The organism is Arthrobacter sp. 05L44 (genome assembly GCF_056397605.1).
Window position 1 is genome coordinate 1 of record NZ_JBFTNS010000011.1, and the last position, 17,528, is coordinate 17,528.

Genomic DNA, 17,528 nt, shown 5'->3' on the forward strand with positions numbered 1-17,528 from the left:
CCTACCGGCAGACCTTCACCAGCAGCAACCACCGCCAAGCCGCCCTTGCGCCCTGGCTCAAGCACTACAACACTGAACGCATCCACACCGGCATCGGCACCACACCCATCAACCGAGTGTCACCAACCTTGTGGCCCAGTACACCTAGGCCGAGCGTCGCAGGGCAGCACAGCACAGCCCGGCAACGCACAGCAGCAACCACATTAGAAAGGGCTCCCCCGGCAAAAGCCGGAGGAGCCCTTTCGTCTGTGCGCTCTGCGCCTGGCCCTTCTAGGCCCGGCCGGGCGTTACTCCACGACCAGCAGCAGGTCCCCGCCCTGGACCTGTTCCACGGCGCCCACGGCGAGCCTCGAGACAGTGCCGGCGACCGGCGTCGTGATGGAAGCTTCCATCTTCATGGCTTCGATGGTCGCGACGGTATCGCCGGCGTTGACCTTGTCCCCGGCCTTGACGGTCAGGGTGACGGCGCCGGCGAACGGTGCGGCCACCTGGCCCGGCTGGGAGGCGTCGGCACGTTCGGCGGCCTTGACGTTGCTCACGACGGACCGGTCACGGACCACCACGGGCCGGGACTGGCCGTTCAGGGTGCACATGACGGTGCGCATGCCCTTCTCGTCGGGTTCGGACACGGCCTCGAGCGAGGCGATCAGGCGGACGCCCTTCTCCAGCTCGATCTCGTGCTCGGCGCCGCGCTGCAGGCCGAAGAGGTAGTCGCGGGTGTCGAGGACGGAGAGGTTGCCGTACGCCTCCACGCTCTTCTGGTAGTCCTTGGTGGGACCGGCGAAGAGCAGCCGGTTGAGGGTCTGCTGCACCGTTTTGGAGTCGCCCTTGAGCGCGGCGCTGTCTTCGGCGCTGAGCTCAACGTCGCGGACCTTGACGCTGCGGCCCTGCAGCGCCTTGGTCCGGAACGGCTCCGGCCAGCCGCCGGGAGGATCGCCGAGTTCGCCGGACAGGAAGCCGATCACGGAGTCCGGGATGTCGTACTTCTGCGGGTTCTCGTTGAAATCGGCCGGGTCGGCGTTGAGGCCCACCAGGTGCAGGGCGAGGTCGCCCACCACCTTCGATGACGGGGTGACCTTGACCAGCCGGCCCAGGATACGGTCCGCGGAGGTGTACATGTCCTCGATGGCCTCGAACCGTTCTCCCAGTCCCAGCGCGATGGCCTGCTGCCGCAGGTTGGAGAGCTGGCCGCCGGGGATTTCGTGCCGGTAGACCCGGCCTGTGGGGCCCGGCAGTCCGGATTCGAACGGGGCATAGACCCGCCGTACGGCCTCCCAGTAGGGCTCCAGGGCACACACGTTCGCCAGGCTCAGCCCGGTGTCGCGCGGGGTGTGGGCCAGCGCCGCGACCAGTGCTGAGGCGGACGGCTGGCTGGTGGTGCCGGCCAGGGACGCGGATGCGACGTCGACGGCGTCCACCCCGGCATCCACGGCCGCCAGCAAAGTGGCCAGCTGGCCGCCGGTGGTGTCGTGGGTGTGCAGGTGCACCGGGAGGTCGAATTTCTCCCGCAGGGCGCTCACCAGCCGGGCGGCGGCTGCCGGACGCAGCAGTCCCGCCATGTCCTTGATGGCGAGGATGTGCGCGCCGGCGTCGACGATCTTCTGGGCCAGGTCCAGGTAGTAGTCGAGGGTGTAGAGCTTTTCCTCCGGGTCCAGCATGTCCGCGGTGTAGCACAGTGCGACCTCGGCCACGGCCGTGCCGGTGTCGCGGACGGCGCGGATGGCGGGGGCCATCTGGTTGACGTCGTTCAGGGCGTCGAAGATCCGGAAGATGTCGATGCCGGTCGCGGCGGCCTCATTCACGAAGGCCACCGTCACCTCCTCCGGGTACGGCGTGTAGCCGACGGTGTTCCGGCCGCGGAGCAGCATCTGCAGGCAGATGTTGGGCAGGGCCTTGCGGAGGGCGGCCAGGCGGTCCCAGGGGTCCTCGCCGAGGAAGCGCAGCGCGACGTCGTAAGTCGCTCCGCCCCAGGCCTCGACGGAGAGCAGTTCGGGAAGCATCTTGGAGACAGCGGGGGCCGCGGCCACCAGGTCGCGGGTACGGACGCGCGTGGCCAGCAGGGACTGGTGCGCGTCACGGAAGGTGGTGTCGGTGACAGCGACGCCCTCCTGGCCGCGGAGGGCCTTCGCGAAGCCCTCCGGCCCGAGTTCGAGCAGCCGCTGCCGCGACCCTGCGGGGGCGTCGGCATCCTCGAGGGCCGGCAGCTTGTCCGCGGGGTCGGTGTGCACCGTGAGCTCGCCGTTGGGCTTGTTGACGGTGACCTCGGCGAGCCAGGTCAGCAGCTTGGTCCCGCGGTCGGCGGAGACGCGGGCCTTGAGCAGTTCCGGGCGCTCGTCGATGAACGAGGTGGCGACGTTGCCGGCAACGAAGTCCGGGTCGTCCAGGACGGCCTGGAGGAAGGAGATGTTGGTGGACACACCGCGGATACGGAACTCGGCCAGGGCGCGCCGGGCGCGGGCGACGGCGGTGGCGTAGTCGCGTCCGCGGCACGTGAGTTTGACCAGCATCGAGTCAAAGTGCGGGCTGATCTCGGCGCCCGAGTACACGGTTCCGCCGTCGAGCCGGACGCCGGCGCCGCCCGCCGAGCGGTAGCCGGTGATCTTGCCGACGTCGGGCCGGAAGCCATTGGCCGGGTCCTCTGTGGTGATGCGGGACTGCAGTGCGGCGCCGTTGAGCTTGACGGTCTCCTGGGACAGGCCCAGGTCAGCCAGGGTCTCCCCCGAGGCGATGCGCAGCTGGGCCTGGACGAGGTCGACGTCGGTGACTTCCTCGGTGACCGTGTGCTCAACCTGGATGCGCGGGTTCATCTCGATGAACACGTGCTGGCCGGCCCGTTCACCCACAGTGTCCACCAGGAACTCGACAGTGCCGGCGTTGACGTAGTTCAGGGCCTTGGCGAACTTCACCGCGTCCCGGTAGAGGGCCTGCCGGATACCCTCGTCAAGGTTCGGCGCCGGCGCGATTTCGATGACCTTCTGGTGGCGGCGCTGGATGGAGCAGTCGCGTTCGAAGAGGTGCATGACGTTGCCCTTGGCGTCAGCGAGGATCTGGACCTCGATGTGCCGCGGCCGCAGGACAGCCTGCTCGAGGAACATCGTGGGGTCGCCGAACGCCGCATCCGCCTCGCGCATGGCGGCCTGCAGGGCCTCGGGCAGGGCCTCCCGGGTGTCCACCCGGCGCATGCCGCGGCCGCCGCCGCCTGCGACGGCTTTGGCGAAGATGGGGAAGCCGATCTCGTCCGCGGCCGCGATGAGTTCGTCGAGGTCCTTGGACGGCTGGCTGGACTTCAGGACCGGGACGCCGGCCTTGCGGGCGGCCTCCAGGGCGGCCACCTTGTTGCCGGCCAGCTCCAGGACCTCAGCCGGCGGCCCGACGAAGGTAATGCCGGCTGCGGCCGCGGCGCGGGCGAGGTTCGGGTTTTCGGAGAGGAACCCGTAGCCCGGGTAGATGGCGTCAGCCCCGGCCTCTTTCGCCACGCGGACCACCTCGTCGACGTCGAGGTAGGCCCGGACGGGATGGCCCTCTTCGCCGATCAGATATGCCTCGTCGGCTTTCTGGCGGTGGATCGAATTACGGTCCTCGGTCGGGAACACTGCAACGGTCTTGGCACCCAGCTCGTAGCTGGCCCGGAAAGCACGGATCGCGATTTCGCCGCGGTTAGCCACCAGAATCTTGGAAAACATACTTCTCCTGCATCATTGCGGGCGGTTCGGTAAGTGGTCACAGTTTCTAGGACTGGTGTGCGCAAACACAAATCATTGTGGTGCCCGTCACAGCATTATGCGTCATTTCCGCGGCAGACGGCAGATCGGCGCCGATCCGGGCTCCCGGGGCCTGTTCGGGCCCCCGCCGGAGAGGATGAGACGGGTTAAGGCGCCCGGTCCACATATGATGAGGTGGTGGGTGGCGCACGCACGCCCCGGTCCGGAGGAACGCACGGGCCGGCATGACCCAGTCTCGGCAACCGGCGTTAGGTATTGGTTTTTCAAGTGCAAGTAGTCAGCATCAGCAGCCTCAAAGGCGGGGTCGGCAAGACATCCGTGACAACCGGACTGGCGTCGGCAGCACTCGCAGCCGGCATCCCCACCCTCGTGGTCGACCTGGACCCGCATGCGGATGCCAGCACGGCCCTCGGCGTCCGCCCCGACGGGCAGCTGGACATCGGCCGGATGATCAAAGCGCCGCGCAAGGCCCACCTTGCCGAGAACGTGGTCCCCAGCGGATGGGTGGAGCACCTGGCCGGCGCAACGGCCGACGGCGCCGCGCCGGTTCTCGATGTGGCCATCGGCTCCGCATACACCGGCATCTACGACCGGCCGGACCTTGGCCGGCGCGATCTGCGGCGCCTCTCCACGGTCCTTGCCAGCGTGGGGCACTACGACCTGGTCCTCATCGACTGCCCGCCGTCGCTGAACGGCCTGACCAGGATGGCCTGGTCTGCCAGCGACAAGGTGGCCCTCGTGGCCGAACCGGGGCTGTTCTCCGTGGCCGGCACCGAACGCACCATGCGCGCCATCCAGCTCTTCCGGCAGGAGTTCGCGCCCGCGCTGGCGCCGGCCGGCATTGTGGCCAACCGGGTGCGGTCCGGCTCCGCAGAGCACACCTTCCGGCTGGCCGAGATGCAGTCCATGTTCGGCGAACTGCTGCTCACCCCGCACATTCCCGAGCAGGCGAACTGGCAGCAGATCCAGGGCGCCGCCCACTCGGTCCACCACTGGCCCGGTGACTCCGCCAAGAACGCCGCAGCGCTGTTCGACAGCCTGCTCGCCAATGTGATGGGCACCAGCACCGCCGGTGAACTGGCGGCGGCTGGTATGGTCCGCAACCGCAGCCAGCGCTAGCCCCGGCCGGCCCCGGCGATTAGGCCAATACAACCGGCAAACAAAAAACAGGCAAACAAAAAACGCGGGGCCACAGTGTGGCCCCGCGTTTTTAGGTGGAATTTTGGGCTGTGCTAGCCGATCTTGCGGGCGGCCCGGCGCTTGCTGAGCTCGTCGTCCGGGAAGGACTGGTCCGCAGCGTGCTCGCTCGGGAGGGCTGCTAGGCTTCCTTCGACTTCGCGCCAGACACGGCCGACGGCGATGCCAAAGACACCCTGGCCGCCCTGTACCAGGTCAATGACCTCGTCCGCCGACGTGCACTCGTAGACGCTGGCACCGTCGCTCATAAGGGTGATCTGGGCGAGGTCCTCGACCCCGCGTTCACGGAGGTGCTCAACCGCCGTGCGGATCTGCTGCAGCGAAACGCCGGTATCCAGGAGCCGCTTGACGACTTTCAGGACCAGGATGTCGCGGAAACCGTACAGACGCTGGGAGCCGGAGCCGGCGGCGCCGCGCACGGCAGGTTCGACCAGCCCGGTACGGGCCCAGTAGTCGAGCTGGCGGTAGGTGATGCCGGCCGCCTTGCACGCGGTCGGGCCACGGTAGCCCGCGTCCTCGTCCAGGACGGGAAGATCCTCGGTGAAGAGCAGGCCTTGGGCACCGCTTGCGGGCACAGCAACGCCTGCCGTCGAGGCCTGCTTGAGCTCGCCTGCTTCGCCTTTCGGACTCACGTGGATCCTCCTTGTCATGAGTTCCCGCGGGAACTTGCAGCAACGCCGCGGTATCCGGGACAGGAGACGGACCAAGACCGCACGTGAATGATCCGTGAAGTTTCGGTTCCGGCTGCACTTTCCAGTGTGACTTGCACGGCTGTTGTATGCAATGGGAACTTGTACCTCCGACGTTAGGCCTGCCGGGGCCGAAGGTCAAAGACGTTGGGGCTATTGCCGGGGCGTGTCGAAAGTTTCGACCTCGACTTTAAGCTTTGGGGCGTGTCAGCCGGCAAAATCTTCCGGTTCGACGTCGTCCAGGAACTCACGGAAGCGGCGCAGCTCCCCTTCTTCGTCGACGGCGGGACCCGGCTGGGCTTCCTCGCCGTCGTCGTGCTCAGTGATCCGGACGCCCGCTTCGTCCATCACGGCGTCCGCACACCAGATCCGGCACTTGGCCCGCAGGGCCAAGGCCAGCGCGTCCGAGGCCCTGGAGCTGACGGTGGTGCCGTCCTCGAACTGGAGCTGGCCGTAGAAGATGTTGTCCTCGACCGCGACGATGTTGACGCTGACGATCGTGTGGCCCAGGGCCTCGACCACATCGACGAGGAGGTCGTGGGTCATGGGCCGGGGCGGGACCACACCCTGCTGGGCGAGGGCAATCGCGCTGGCCTCCGGGGTGCCGATCCAGATCGGAACGTGCCGTTCGCCGTGCATCTCCTTGAGCAGTACCAGCGGCTGGTTGGAGGGCAGTTCGATCCGGACGCCAACGATCTCCACCTCAATCATCAGCTGTCCATCCTTGAGATGCGGTCCTGGACCAGGGCGCGGTGCAGCGACAGGCAGAGTTCGCTGATTTCCCGGGCGGCCTCGGCAGCGCGGGCGTGCGAGGCTGCGTCCTTCCGCGATGTCAGGGTGGCCACGGCGCGCTCCACCAGGCCGAATTCGCGGTCGGCGGCGGCCTGGAAGGGCCTGAGGTGGCGCGGTTCCAGGCCATGGCCCTCCAGCTGGACGCAGGCGCGGGCAACTTGCAGGGCGTGCTCGTCGAACTTTCCGTTGACGTGCCCGATCAGGCCGAAGCTAAGCAGGGATTCCAGCAGGGGCACACTCGCCCCGGACTCGGCACGCAGCTGTTCGGCGGTGAGCAGGCGGACCCGGTGGTTCAATTCGGCGGCAAGCTGGTCCGAGACGATCCGCGGCGACACCGTCACCCCGGGCGGGAGGTTCTCGGGCCGTTCCCCGCGGTCAATTGCGTCGAGGTAGTCCTTGATGACCTTCAGCGGCAGGTACTGGTCCCGCTGCAGGGCCAGCACAAAGCGCAGGCGTTCGACGTCGCTCTCCGAATACTGCCGGTACCCGGCGGGGGTCCGCTGCGGGTTAATGAGTCCCTTTTCCTCCAGGAACCTGATTTTCGACGCGGTCATGGAGGGGAAGTCGTCGCTTAGCTGAGCCAGGACTTCCCCGATGTTCAGGACCTGGGGTCCGCGCCGCTCGGCTTGTGCCATCGCCACAGGCAGCTACCCCGATATCAGACGTTGCCTGCGGTACGAGCAGGGCTGAGGTAGAAGGTGAGCCGGAACTTGCCGATCTGCACCTCGTTACCGGACTTCAGCTCCACGCTGTCGACACGGTCGTGATTGACGTAGGTGCCGTTGAGGCTCCCGGTGTCGACGACCTCGAAACTGCGCGCCGTGCGGCGGAATTCGACGTGCCGGCGCGAGACCGTGACGTCGTCGAGGAAAATGTCGGCGTCCGGGTGGCGGCCCGCCGTCGTGGTGTCGGAGTCCAGCAGGAACCGGGCGCCGGCGTTCGGGCCGCTGTGGGCCACCAGCAGGGCGGAGCCCGCCGGCAGGGATTCAATCGCGGTGCGTTCCTCGACCGAAACCTTCGGGGTGAGGGTCGGCTCGTCGCGGACGGGGGTGAGATGGATCGATGTGGTCTCCGAGGCATTCACTCCACCCGTGCCGTATCCACCGGTGTCGTTCTGTCCGTGCCCAACCATTGAGTCCTCCTCATTCGTTGCAGGTGTCCCCCCTGCAAACAACGCATGCCGTCCGGAAACGCCTGGCGGATCCGGTAGTCAGCCCCCGGCCGGTACTGCGCCCAGCAACCGCTGCGGCCACCAACTCCTGTGGCCTACAACTGATGTGTCCAGTAACACGGCCCGGAGACCTTCCCTTTAGCCTACCTGCTGTTCGTACTCCGATGCACTGAGCAACGACTCGACGGCGTCGGCCTCTGCGAGCTTGATTTCGATCAGCCAGCCCTCGCCGTACGGATCCGAGTTAATCAGGGCCGAATCAGTGTCCAGTGACTCGTTGCGGGCCACCACCTCGCCGCTGACCGGGGCGTAGATGTCGCTGACGCTCTTGGTGGACTCGACTTCGCCGACGACGTCGTTGGCCTTGACCTCGGTGCCGACTTCCGGCATCTGGGCGTAGACAACGTCACCCAGCGCGTCCTGGGCGAAGTCGGTGATCCCCACCCGCACCACGCCGTCGGCATTGGGGGCGGAAATCCACTCGTGTTCCGCGGTGTAGGACAGCTCTTCGGGAATGTTGCTCATGACGGGCCTTTCGTCGGGTCAATCACCTGGGTCGACGGCGGCCGATCGAACGGGCCGCCGCTGAAAGTATAGGCATATCCGCCCGGGGCCCGGCAGGACTCTGGCATGATGGGGCCATGGCAGCACGTGCACGCGTTCGGGTCGGAACTGCCCATGCCTGAGCTCCCGGAAGTAGCGGCCCTGGCGGCCTTCCTCGACACCCGGCTGCGCGGTGCTGTGGTGGCGAAAGTCCAGATTGTCTCCTTCGCCGTGCTGAAGACCGCGGATCCGCCGGTCTCCGCCCTCGAAGGCACGACAGTGACCGGGGTTCGCCGGCACGGCAAGTTCCTGGACGTGGAAGCGGACGGGCTGCATCTGGTCTTCCACCTGGCCCGGGCGGGCTGGGTCCGCTTCACTGACTCCCCCACCGGCGCGGCGCTGAAGATGGGCGGCGGACACCTCGCGGCGCGGCTCTCGTTCTCGACAGGGACGGGCCCGGTCGACCTGGACCTTACGGAGGCCGGGACCAAAAAGAGCCTGGCCATGTATGTGGTCCGGGAGCCCGCCGACGTGCCCGGTATCGCGGCGCTCGGCCCCGATCCTTTCAGTCCCGGGTTCGACGTCGACACCCTTGCCGGGATCCTGTCGTCCAGTTCGCAGCAGATCAAGGGTGTACTGCGCAGCCAAGGCATCATGGCGGGCATCGGGAACGCGTATAGCGATGAGATCCTGCACGCGGCCAAAATCTCGCCATTTGCGATCGCGGGCTCCCTGGAACCGGAGGTGGTGCGGCGCCTTTATGACGCCATCCACGATGTCCTCGGCGCGGCACTGGCGGAGGCAAAGGGGAAACCGCCGGGTGAGCTGAAGGATGCGAAGCGGAGCCACATGCGGGTGCACGGGCGGGCCGGGCAGGACTGCCCGGTCTGCGGGGACACCGTCCGGGAAGTGTCGTTTGCGGACACAGCGCTGCAATATTGCCCCACCTGCCAGACCAAGGGGAAGATCCTGGCGGACCGCCGGACGTCGAGGTTCCTGAAGTAGGAACTGCCCGCGCGGGCGGCGGTTCGGCGTCGGGGTCCGTTGCGCGAAACAGAAAACCCCGCCACTCCGTTGCCGGAATGGCGGGGTACTTTCTTGTTGGTCGGGCTGACAGGATTTGAACCTGCGACCCCTTGACCCCCAGTCAAGTGCGCTACCAAGCTGCGCTACAGCCCGCTGGTTCCGCCGTTCTCCGCTCACCATGATTTCCCTTGTTTGACCAAAAGAATTCATCCGAGCAGTCCGGCCGAACCACCTCCAAAAGCTTACACGATTCCGGAGGGTGCCCGTGACACTTTGACCATGTCACGGGAACTTTTCCCTCGGCGGGTGCCGGAACTAACGCTTCTTGCCGCGCTTTTCCCGGACCCGCATGTTGACCTCGATGGGCGTGCCCTCGAAGCCGAACGTTTCCCGGAGCCGGCGGGTGATGAAGCGGCGGTACCCGGGATCGAGGAAGCCGGTGGTGAACAGCACGAACTTCGGCGGGCGGCTCGAGGCCTGGGTGCCGAAGAGGATGCGGGGCTGCTTGCCGCCGCGGACCGGGTGCGGGTGTGCCGCGACCAGTTCGCCGAGGAACGCGTTCAGGCGGCCGGTGGGGATGCGCTTGTCCCAGCTCTCCAGGGCGGTATCCAGGGCAGGAACCAGGCGGTCCTTGTGCCAGCCGGTCTTGGCGGAGATGTTGACGCGGGGAGCCCAGGCCACGTGGGCCAGGTCCTGTTCGATTTCGCGTTCCAGGTAGGTGCGGCGTTCGTCGTCGAGCAGGTCCCACTTGTTGAACGCGAGGACCAGCGCGCGGCCGGATTCGATCGCCAGCTGCAGGATGCGGACGTCCTGTTCGCTGAGGACCTCGTCCACGGCGAGGAGCACAACGGCCACCTCGGCCTTTTCAAGTGCGCTCTGCGTGCGCAGGGAGGCGTAGAAGTCCGCGCCCTGGGCCATGTGCTGGCGGCGGCGGATGCCTGCCGTGTCCACAAAACGCCAGGTGCGTCCGCCGAGTTCGATGAACTCATCGACCGGGTCGCGGGTGGTCCCGGCCGTGTTGTCGACGACGACGCGTTCGGAACCAGCGAGCTTGTTCAGCAGTGAGGACTTTCCGACGTTCGGGCGGCCGATCAGGGCGATCCGGCGGGGGCCGCCGGTGCGCTCCAGGCCCTCAATCGTGGAGAACTCAGGCAGGGTGTCCATCACGTGGTCCAGCAGGTCGGCAACGCCGCGGCCGTGCAGGGCGGACACCGGGTACGGCTCGCCGAAGCCAAGGCCCCACAGGGCGGCCGAGTCGGCCTCCTGGACGAAGTCGTCCACCTTGTTGGCCACCATGATGACCGGCTTCTTGGACTTGCGCAGCATCTTCATAACGCCCTCGTCCGTGGCGGTCGCGCCAACGGCGGAGTCCACCACGAACAGCACGGCATCGGCGAGTTCCACGGCCATCTCGGCCTGCTCGGCGACGCGGGCGTGGATGCCGCGGGCGTCGTGCTCCCAGCCGCCGGTGTCCACAACGGTGAAGTTCCGGCCGTTCCAGTGTGCCGAATACATCACCCGGTCGCGGGTGACGCCGGGAGTGTCCTCGACGACGGCTTCGCGCCGGCCGAGAATGCGGTTGACCAGGGTGGACTTGCCAACGTTCGGGCGGCCGATGATGGCCAGGACCGGGTCGAGCCTGACCGGACCGTCAAAGTCCTCGTCCTCGTAGCGGCCGCTGAGGAGGGCCGCGTCGTCCTCGTCGAGGTCGTAGTCGTCCAGGCCGGCCCGGAGGGAGGCCGCGCGGAGCTCGGCTTCCTCGTCGTCCAGTGCGGCGAGGTTCTCAGCCACCTGGTCCGTGCCGGTGGGCGTGTATTCGTCTTCGCCGGCGCCAAAATGGCCGGGGGTTTGAGTCGTATCGCTCATTGCACTTTCCTTAGGTGGTGATCTGCCGGCGTCCCGGCTACTGCTGTCTGAAGTTCTTGCGGGGAATCCGCGTCGGGCAGGCGCTGCCCGCTGCACCGGACCGTGTCCTGGACGTGCCGCGCCAGGGCGGCCCGAATCTCGGTTCCCACCCTGTCCATTGAAGCACGCCCGGTCTCTCCGGGCCTGCGGCTGACGGTGAGGGCCGGGCCGAAGCTGACGTGCAGCCGGCGGCCGGGACGGGGAACGGTGTTGAGGTGCTCGCCGCTGATCCGGGTTCCCAGGATCGCGACCGGGATGACGGTGGCTCCGGAGTTCAGGGCGAGCCACGCCACCCCGTTGTTGATGCTGGCTGCCTCGCCGCTCCCCCGGGTGCCTTCGGGAAGTATCCCAACGCACCGTCCGGCGTCGAGCACTGCCTTGGCCCGCTGCAGGGCCGCCCGGTCACCGGACCGGTCCACGGCCAGCTGGCCGGAGACCGTAAGGACCCGGCCGAGGAAGCCCTTGAACATCTCCCTCTTGACGAAGATGTGCATTGGTCGCGGCGCTGCCCCGAACATCACGGGCCCGTCAAGGAAGCTGATGTGGTTGCCTGCGAAGATCACCGGCCCGGCCGCCGGGACGTTGGCGCGGCCCTTGATGGCGGTCCGGTACACCACGTGGTCCAGGATCCAGCCGATCGGCCGGCTCCAGGCCATGGTTCCGTGCAGGAACCACCGCCCCGGCAGCCGTCCCGCGCCGGAGGCCTCAGTCACGGGCCAGGACCGTGTGGTTGATGACCCGGTGCACAATCCCGAGGGCCGCGTCCACGGTCTGGGCGAAGTCGAGGTCCGAGGAGTCCAGGGTCACCACGCCGTCGGCGGCCTGGGTGAAGTTCACCACGGTGGAGTCCTTGGCGTCCCGGGCGGTGACCTGCGCGGCGAGCTGCTCGGCGTTCTGGCTTCCGCCGAGCTGGATGCCGCGGCGGCGCAGCCGGGCCTCCTCGCTGGCGGTGAGCAGCATCCGGACCTCTGCGTTGGGCGCGACGACGGTGGTGATGTCCCTGCCCTCCACCACCATGCGGCGGTGGTGCTTTTCGATCAGCTCGCGCTGCCGGCGGATCAGTTCGGTCCGGGCGCCGAGGGTGGTGGCGATGGCACTGACCGCCGAGGAGATGGCCGGTTCGCGGATGGCCTCGGTGATGTCGACGCCGGCGACGCGGACGTACTCTTCCTGCGGGCTGGTGCTGATCTCGAGCTGGAAGCCTTCAGCCGCAGCTTCGATGGCTTCACTGTCCGCGAGGTCCATGCCGCTGTCCAGGCAGAACCAGGTCAGCGCCCGGTACATGGCTCCGGTGTCGAGGTACGCGAGCCGGAGCCGGCGGGCCACCTCCTTGCTGACGCTGGACTTGCCGGAGCCGGAGGGGCCGTCAATGGCCACCACCAGGCTCTTGCCGGGGCGGACGACGTCCACCGTTTCAATGAGTTCCTGGGTCATTACTGGAGTACCCGCCATCCACGGTCGTTGAGGGCTTCAATGAGCAGTTCGTGTTTGTTCGGCAGCACGGAGAGTTCCACCATGCCGACATTCTGTCCTGAGGAGTGATCCAGCCGGAGGTCCTCGAGGTTGACGCCGATTTCGCCGATCTCGGTCAGGAGCCGGGCGATCTGGCCGGGCGTGTCGTCCACCAGGACTGTCAGCCAGGAGTAGGCCTGCGGCGGTCCGCCGTGCTTGCCCGGGATCCGGGCCTGGCCGGCGTTGCCTTCGCTGATGAGCTGGGCGAGGTCCAGCCGCGCACCGGGCGCTGAGGGGTCCTCGAGGGTGCCGATCAGCCGGTTCAGGTCCTCGCGGACACCGTGCAGGATCTCCACGACCTTGCCGGCGTTGGCGCCGAGGATCTGCACCCACAGCGTGGGATCGCTCGCCGCGATCCTGGTGACGTCACGCAGTCCGTTGCCGGCCAGCGACAACGCATGCAGCGGCGTTCCCTGCAGCCTGCTGGCGACCAGGGAAGACATCACCTGCGGCAGGTGCGAGACCAGGGCCACGGCTTCGTCATGTTCGTCGGCGCCAAATTCGGCGACGACGGCGCCCAGGTCACTCGCCAGGGCGCGGGCGGCCTGGAGGGCTTCGGGCCGGGTTTCGTCGGTGGGGCACAGCACCCACGGCATCGAGGTGAACAGTTCACCGCGGGCCGCGACCGGGCCGGACTTCTCCCGTCCCGCCATCGGGTGGGTACCCACGTACCGGCCGAGGTCGGCGCCGCGTTCGCGCAGTTCCGACTGGATGCCGGCTTTGACGCTGGCAATGTCCACCACAACGGCGTCGGGGTAGTCCGTGAGGGCACGGGCGACGACGTCGGCGGTCACGTCCGGCGGCGCTGCGACCACCACGAGTTCCGGGGATTCGCCGCCAAGGCGCGCCAACGGCAGGCCGGCGCCGATGTCGACGGCGACGGCCTGGTTGGTGGGCGACGGGTCGGAGAGGAACACAGCGACGCCGCGGCCCCGCAGTCCCAGTCCGATGCTGGTCCCCAGCAGTCCCGTGCCCACGACGACGACCGGCCCGTTCAGGTGGCCGCGGCCGTGGGTGCGAAATGCGGACATGCCTTAGAGCCCCACGGATGCCAGCAGGTGGCCGACTTCCTGCTTGCCGAGGTTGCGGATGCTGCCCTGGCGCTGGTCGCCGAGGCCGATGGGACCGACCTTGACGCGGACCAGGCGCAGCACAGGGAAACCGACGGCGTCAAAGAGGCGCCGCACGATCCGGTTCTTGCCCGAGTGCAGCACGACCTCGATCAGCACGTGGCCCGGGGTGGAGTCGACGAGCTTGAAGGAGTCCACCGAGGCGATGCCGTCCTCGAGTTCGACGCCGGCCTTGAGCTGGGCGCCGACGCCCTGCGGGAACGGCCCGCGGACCTGCACGAGGTAGGTCTTGGGCACTTCGTAGGAGGGGTGCGTGAGCCGGTTGGCGAGTTCGCCGTCGTTGGTCAGCAGCAGCAGCCCTTCGGTGGCGACGTCCAGCCGGCCGACGTGGAAGAGCCGTTCGCCGTGGTGGTTGCGCACGAAGTCGCTGATGCACGGGCGGCCGTCCGGGTCCTCCATGGTGGAGACAACACCCTTGGGCTTGTTGAAGACCATGTAGACCATGTTTTCGTCCAGCTGGATGCGCAGGCCGTCCACGTGGATCACGGAGGTCTTGGGGTCCACGCGCATGCCGAGCTCGGTGACGACCTGGCCGTCGACCTCGACACGGCCTTCAGCGATCATCTCCTCGCAGACACGCCGCGAGGCGACGCCGGCGGAGGCCATGACTTTCTGGAGCCGGACGCCGTCGGCGTCGTGCAGCTCGGACTGCGGCACGGGACCGCGCGGGCCACGCTTGCGGGTGGGCTTACGGACGGGACCGAGGTTCTGGCCGAAGCGTTCGCCGCCGAAGGCGCTGGAACCGGTAGCTTTGGCCGCGCCGGCGCCGATGCGCGGCTTGGGCTTGAGCGCGCCCGGAGTCCCGGGGGCTTTCCCCGCGCCGGGCTTGCGGTCTGCTGCCTTGCGGGCAGGGGCCTTGCGGGCTGCGGGCTTGGCACCGCTCCGGCCGGCGTCCGGGGCAGCGCCGCCGGGGTTCAGGTCCGGATCGACGAAAGCCTCTTCGCGCGGCTTGGGCCGCTTGAACGGCCGGTCCCCGCCGCCCTTGGGGAAGTCGCGCTGGCCGCGGCCGGCGCCGCCCGCACCCTGGGTGCGAGCTGATTGCTGTCCGGCGCCGGTGCGTCCGGAACCGTTACGTGGTGAACTCTGGCGTCCCGCCTGTGTCATGACCCGTCCTTCGTTTGGTGGCCCGCGGCGGCTGCCTCACGGCAGTCCCCCACCGGCCGGGCAAATGGTTCTGCCCTGGTGGATTTTCAGTGCGCAGGCAGTGGAGCTGCCTACATTCTTCCTGCATCGTAAAACTCTGCTATGCCTTCGAGCCCAGGAAGATGGGGTGAAAGCTGCGGCAACTCAGCCACCGAGCCGATTCCCATGCGTTCGAGGAAATACGACGTCGTGCGGTACAGGATGGCCCCGGACTCCGGATCGTTTCCCGAATCCTCAATCAGGCCGCGCTGTGTCAGCGTCCGCACCACGGAGTCAACGTTGACCCCTCTAATTGCGGACACCCTGGCCCTGGAGACGGGCTGGCGGTAGGCGATGACGGCGAGCGTTTCGAGTGCCGCCTGCGTCAGCCTGGCTGTTTGGCCCTCCAGCACGAATCCTCCGACGATGTCGGCGAACTCGGCGCGGGAGTAGATCCGCCAGCCTCCGGCGATGTTCCGCAATTCAAAACCCCGGGGGGCGGTAGGTTCCGCATCCGGGGCATTACCAGTATAGCCGTTATACTCCCGCTGCAATTCCTGCAGCAGGGAGTCGACGACGTCGACGGTCAGGTTCAGGCCCGCGGCCAGTTCCGGGGCGGTGGCCGGCTGGTCGATCACCATCAGCACCGCCTCGAGCGCGGCGCGGGCGCCGCCGGGCAGTTCCGTGAGGTCTGGACCCTCTGCTCCGGTGGTGTCGGCGGCGGCGCTGCCAGGTGTTGCGGTCACGGTTGCTCCTCGTATTCTTCGCTCAGCTTCTCGCTGGTCCAGTCCGGATCGTCGGCAGTCCAGTGCACGGACAGTTCACCCAGGGGAAGCAGCTGGTCGAAGGCCACGGCCTTGTCCCGGAACATCTCAAGCAGGGCGAGGAACCTGGCCACCACCACGAGGGTGGATTCGGCGTCGGCAATCAGTGCCCGGAACGTCAGGGCCGACCCCAGCCGCAGCCTGAGGCCGATGATTTCGGCCTGTTCCTTGACGCTCACCGGCGTTCCGTGCAGGTGCGCCAGGCCCACCTCGGTGGGGGCGGCTTCCTTGGGCGTGAGGGCGGCCTCGGCCAGGGCGGCGAACTGCTGCGGGGTGTGTTTCCAGACCAGGTCCGGCAGCATGGCGGCGAAGTGTTCTTCCAGGGCTACCTGCCGGGGATAGCGGCGCCCCTCCAGCTCCAGGGTGGTGCCCATGAGGCCGGCGACCTGTTTGAAGGCCCGGTACTGGAGCAGGCGGGCGAAGAGGAGGTCGCGGGCTTCGAGCAGGGCGATGTCCTCGTCGTCCTCGACTTCACCGGCGGGGAGCAGCCGGGCGGCCTTGAGGTCCAGGAGGGTGGCGGCGATGACCAGGAATTCGCTGGCTTCATCCAGCGCCCAGTCCTCCCCGAGCTGCCGCAGGCCCTTGGTGTACTTGATGAACTCATCGGTGACCGTTGACAGCGCCACCTCGGTGATGTCCAGCTGGTGCTTGGAGATTAGTCCCAGCAGGAGGTCGAAAGGCCCGGTGAAATTGGCCAACCGGACCTCGAATCCGGTCTTTTTCCCGGGCGGAGCCAGCTCCGCCGTCGGGGTCACTGTCGCCGCCACGGCCCTGCTTAGGGCGCGCCGCCGCGCGAAATCAGCTCTTTGGCCAGGCGGCGGTAGGCGTCGGCGCCGGCGTGGTTGCCGGCGTAGCTGGTGATCGGTTCGGCCGCGACGGTGGCGTCAGCGAACTTGATCGAGCGTTTGATGACGGTTTCGAAGACTTTGTCCCCGAACGCCTCGACGAGCCGGGCGATGACTTCGCGGCCGTGCAGGGTTCGGGCGTCGTACATGGTGGCGAGGACGCCGTCCACCTGGAGGCGCGGGTTCAGCCGGTCCTGGACCTTGTCGATGGTCTCGACCAGCAGCGCCACGGCGCGCAGGGCGAAGAATTCACAGATCAGCGGGATGACCACGCCGTGGGCGGCGGTCAGGGCGTTGACGGTGAGCAGGCCCAGCGAGGGCTGGCAGTCGATGAGGACGACGTCGTAGTCGTCTTCGACTTTCTTCAGGGCCCGGTCGAGGACCTGTTCGCGGGCAACTTCGTTGACCAGCTGGACTTCGGCGGCCGAGAGGTCGATGTTCGCCGGCAGCAGGTCCACGTTCTCGACGCCGGTCTTCTGGATGGCGTCGCGGATGTCCACCTTGCGGTCCATCAGCACGTTGTAGACGGTGAGGTCCAGTTCGTGCGGGTTGGTGCCCAGGCCGGCGGAGAGGGCGCCCTGCGGGTCGAAGTCGACCAGCAGCACGCGGCGGCCGTATTCAGCCAGGGCGGCTGCCAGGTTGATGGTGGACGTGGTTTTACCCACCCCGCCCTTCTGGTTGACCATGGCGATCACGCGCGCGGGGCCGTGGGATGACAGCGGCGCCGGCTCCGGGAATTCGCGGAGGGGCCGCCCGGTGGGGCCCATGATGGCGTCGTCCAGGTCGAGCTCGGTGCCTTCCAGAGTGGCTGAACCCTGTTCGCTGCTCACGTATCTATCCACACTTTCGATGACGGTGATGTTGTAGTGCCCGATCCTGTTGGCTGCTGTGTTCTGCCCACGGGCTGCCGGAGCGGATCGTTATTCCTCCCAAGGTTACAGGCCCCGACACGGTATTCGACGGACCTTGACAACCGCCGTTCCGCGCGCCTTGACCTTCTGGTAGAGGTCGAGGGTTGCCGCAAGCCGGGCCGGCAGGACGAAGAAAACC

General features: G+C 67.6%; 16 protein-coding genes, 1 tRNA gene and 1 pseudogene. 3 read left to right on the forward strand and 15 right to left on the reverse strand.

Annotation, left to right across the window (positions count from 1 at the left end):
• Positions 1-128 (forward strand): annotated as a pseudogene (locus AC1DHY_RS15390) (integrase core domain-containing protein); the annotation flags it as partial.
• Positions 129-287: 159 nt separating this feature from the next.
• Here AC1DHY_RS15390 and AC1DHY_RS15395 read toward each other — a convergent pair.
• Positions 288-3,683, reverse strand: coding sequence for a pyruvate carboxylase (locus AC1DHY_RS15395; protein WP_476903874.1), 3,396 nt, complete (start codon positions 3,681-3,683; stop codon positions 288-290).
• Positions 3,684-3,989: 306 nt separating this feature from the next.
• Between AC1DHY_RS15395 and AC1DHY_RS15400 the strand changes: the two genes are divergently transcribed.
• Positions 3,990-4,841 carry a ParA family protein gene (locus AC1DHY_RS15400; RefSeq protein ID WP_476879792.1) on the forward strand — a complete coding sequence of 284 codons (852 nt, stop codon included), beginning with the start codon at positions 3,990-3,992 and terminating at the stop codon, positions 4,839-4,841.
• Between the two features lie 113 nt (positions 4,842-4,954).
• Here the strand turns inward: AC1DHY_RS15400 and AC1DHY_RS15405 are convergent, their stop codons facing one another.
• The 5 genes from AC1DHY_RS15405 to gcvH form a co-directional block, all read right to left on the reverse strand.
• Positions 4,955-5,551 (reverse strand): MerR family transcriptional regulator, encoded by a 597-nt coding sequence (locus tag AC1DHY_RS15405; protein WP_028275903.1) that lies wholly within the window; start codon positions 5,549-5,551, stop codon positions 4,955-4,957.
• 264 nt (positions 5,552-5,815) lie between these two features.
• On the reverse strand, positions 5,816-6,319 hold the full coding sequence (locus tag AC1DHY_RS15410) for a bifunctional nuclease family protein (RefSeq protein WP_476879790.1): 504 nt from the start codon (positions 6,317-6,319) through the stop codon (positions 5,816-5,818).
• Positions 6,319-7,035: a transcriptional regulator FtsR gene (ftsR, locus tag AC1DHY_RS15415; RefSeq protein ID WP_476879789.1), complete on the reverse strand. Its 717-nt coding sequence runs from the start codon at positions 7,033-7,035 to the stop codon at positions 6,319-6,321. Before ftsR ends, AC1DHY_RS15410 begins: the two co-directional genes overlap by 1 nt.
• Before the next feature lie 23 nt (positions 7,036-7,058).
• The gene (locus AC1DHY_RS15420) at positions 7,059-7,532 is read right to left on the reverse strand and encodes an FHA domain-containing protein (protein ID WP_476879788.1); all 474 of its coding nucleotides are present in this window, start codon (positions 7,530-7,532) and stop codon (positions 7,059-7,061) included.
• Positions 7,533-7,709: 177 nt separating this feature from the next.
• Complete coding sequence (gene gcvH, locus AC1DHY_RS15425) at positions 7,710-8,096, reverse strand: glycine cleavage system protein GcvH (protein ID WP_476879787.1); 387 nt, start codon at positions 8,094-8,096, stop codon at positions 7,710-7,712.
• Between the two features lie 153 nt (positions 8,097-8,249).
• On the opposite strand from gcvH, the gene AC1DHY_RS15430 reads away from it, so the two are divergent.
• Complete coding sequence (locus AC1DHY_RS15430; RefSeq protein ID WP_476903875.1) at positions 8,250-9,119, forward strand: Fpg/Nei family DNA glycosylase; 870 nt, start codon at positions 8,250-8,252, stop codon at positions 9,117-9,119.
• Positions 9,120-9,216: 97 nt separating this feature from the next.
• Here AC1DHY_RS15430 and AC1DHY_RS15435 read toward each other — a convergent pair.
• The 9 genes from AC1DHY_RS15435 to AC1DHY_RS15475 all read right to left on the reverse strand — a co-directional run bounded on the left by AC1DHY_RS15435 (position 9,217) and on the right by AC1DHY_RS15475 (position 17,308).
• Positions 9,217-9,293 (reverse strand) — tRNA-Pro (locus AC1DHY_RS15435).
• Positions 9,294-9,455: 162 nt separating this feature from the next.
• Positions 9,456-11,006 carry a ribosome biogenesis GTPase Der gene (der, locus tag AC1DHY_RS15440; RefSeq protein ID WP_476903876.1) on the reverse strand — a complete coding sequence of 517 codons (1,551 nt, stop codon included), beginning with the start codon at positions 11,004-11,006 and terminating at the stop codon, positions 9,456-9,458.
• Positions 11,003-11,701 carry a lysophospholipid acyltransferase family protein gene (locus AC1DHY_RS15445; RefSeq protein ID WP_476879887.1) on the reverse strand — a complete coding sequence of 233 codons (699 nt, stop codon included), beginning with the start codon at positions 11,699-11,701 and terminating at the stop codon, positions 11,003-11,005. The genes der and AC1DHY_RS15445 overlap by 4 nt, the downstream gene beginning before the upstream one ends.
• A 49-nt stretch (positions 11,702-11,750) precedes the next feature.
• Positions 11,751-12,479, reverse strand: coding sequence for a (d)CMP kinase (gene cmk / locus AC1DHY_RS15450; protein WP_476879882.1), 729 nt, complete (start codon positions 12,477-12,479; stop codon positions 11,751-11,753).
• Positions 12,479-13,588 carry a prephenate dehydrogenase gene (locus AC1DHY_RS15455; protein WP_476879883.1) on the reverse strand — a complete coding sequence of 370 codons (1,110 nt, stop codon included), beginning with the start codon at positions 13,586-13,588 and terminating at the stop codon, positions 12,479-12,481. The genes cmk and AC1DHY_RS15455 overlap by 1 nt, the downstream gene beginning before the upstream one ends.
• Before the next feature lie 3 nt (positions 13,589-13,591).
• Positions 13,592-14,791, reverse strand: coding sequence for a pseudouridine synthase (locus tag AC1DHY_RS15460; protein ID WP_476879884.1), 1,200 nt, complete (start codon positions 14,789-14,791; stop codon positions 13,592-13,594).
• Between the two features lie 110 nt (positions 14,792-14,901).
• The gene (gene scpB, locus AC1DHY_RS15465) at positions 14,902-15,555 is read right to left on the reverse strand and encodes an SMC-Scp complex subunit ScpB (RefSeq protein WP_476879885.1); all 654 of its coding nucleotides are present in this window, start codon (positions 15,553-15,555) and stop codon (positions 14,902-14,904) included.
• Entirely contained in the window at positions 15,552-16,400 is an 849-nt protein-coding gene (locus AC1DHY_RS15470) for a segregation and condensation protein A (protein ID WP_476879886.1), read from the reverse strand. The genes scpB and AC1DHY_RS15470 overlap by 4 nt, the downstream gene beginning before the upstream one ends.
• 8 nt (positions 16,401-16,408) lie before the next feature.
• The gene (locus AC1DHY_RS15475; RefSeq protein ID WP_476903877.1) at positions 16,409-17,308 is read right to left on the reverse strand and encodes a ParA family protein; all 900 of its coding nucleotides are present in this window, start codon (positions 17,306-17,308) and stop codon (positions 16,409-16,411) included.
• Positions 17,309-17,528 lie beyond the last annotated feature (220 nt).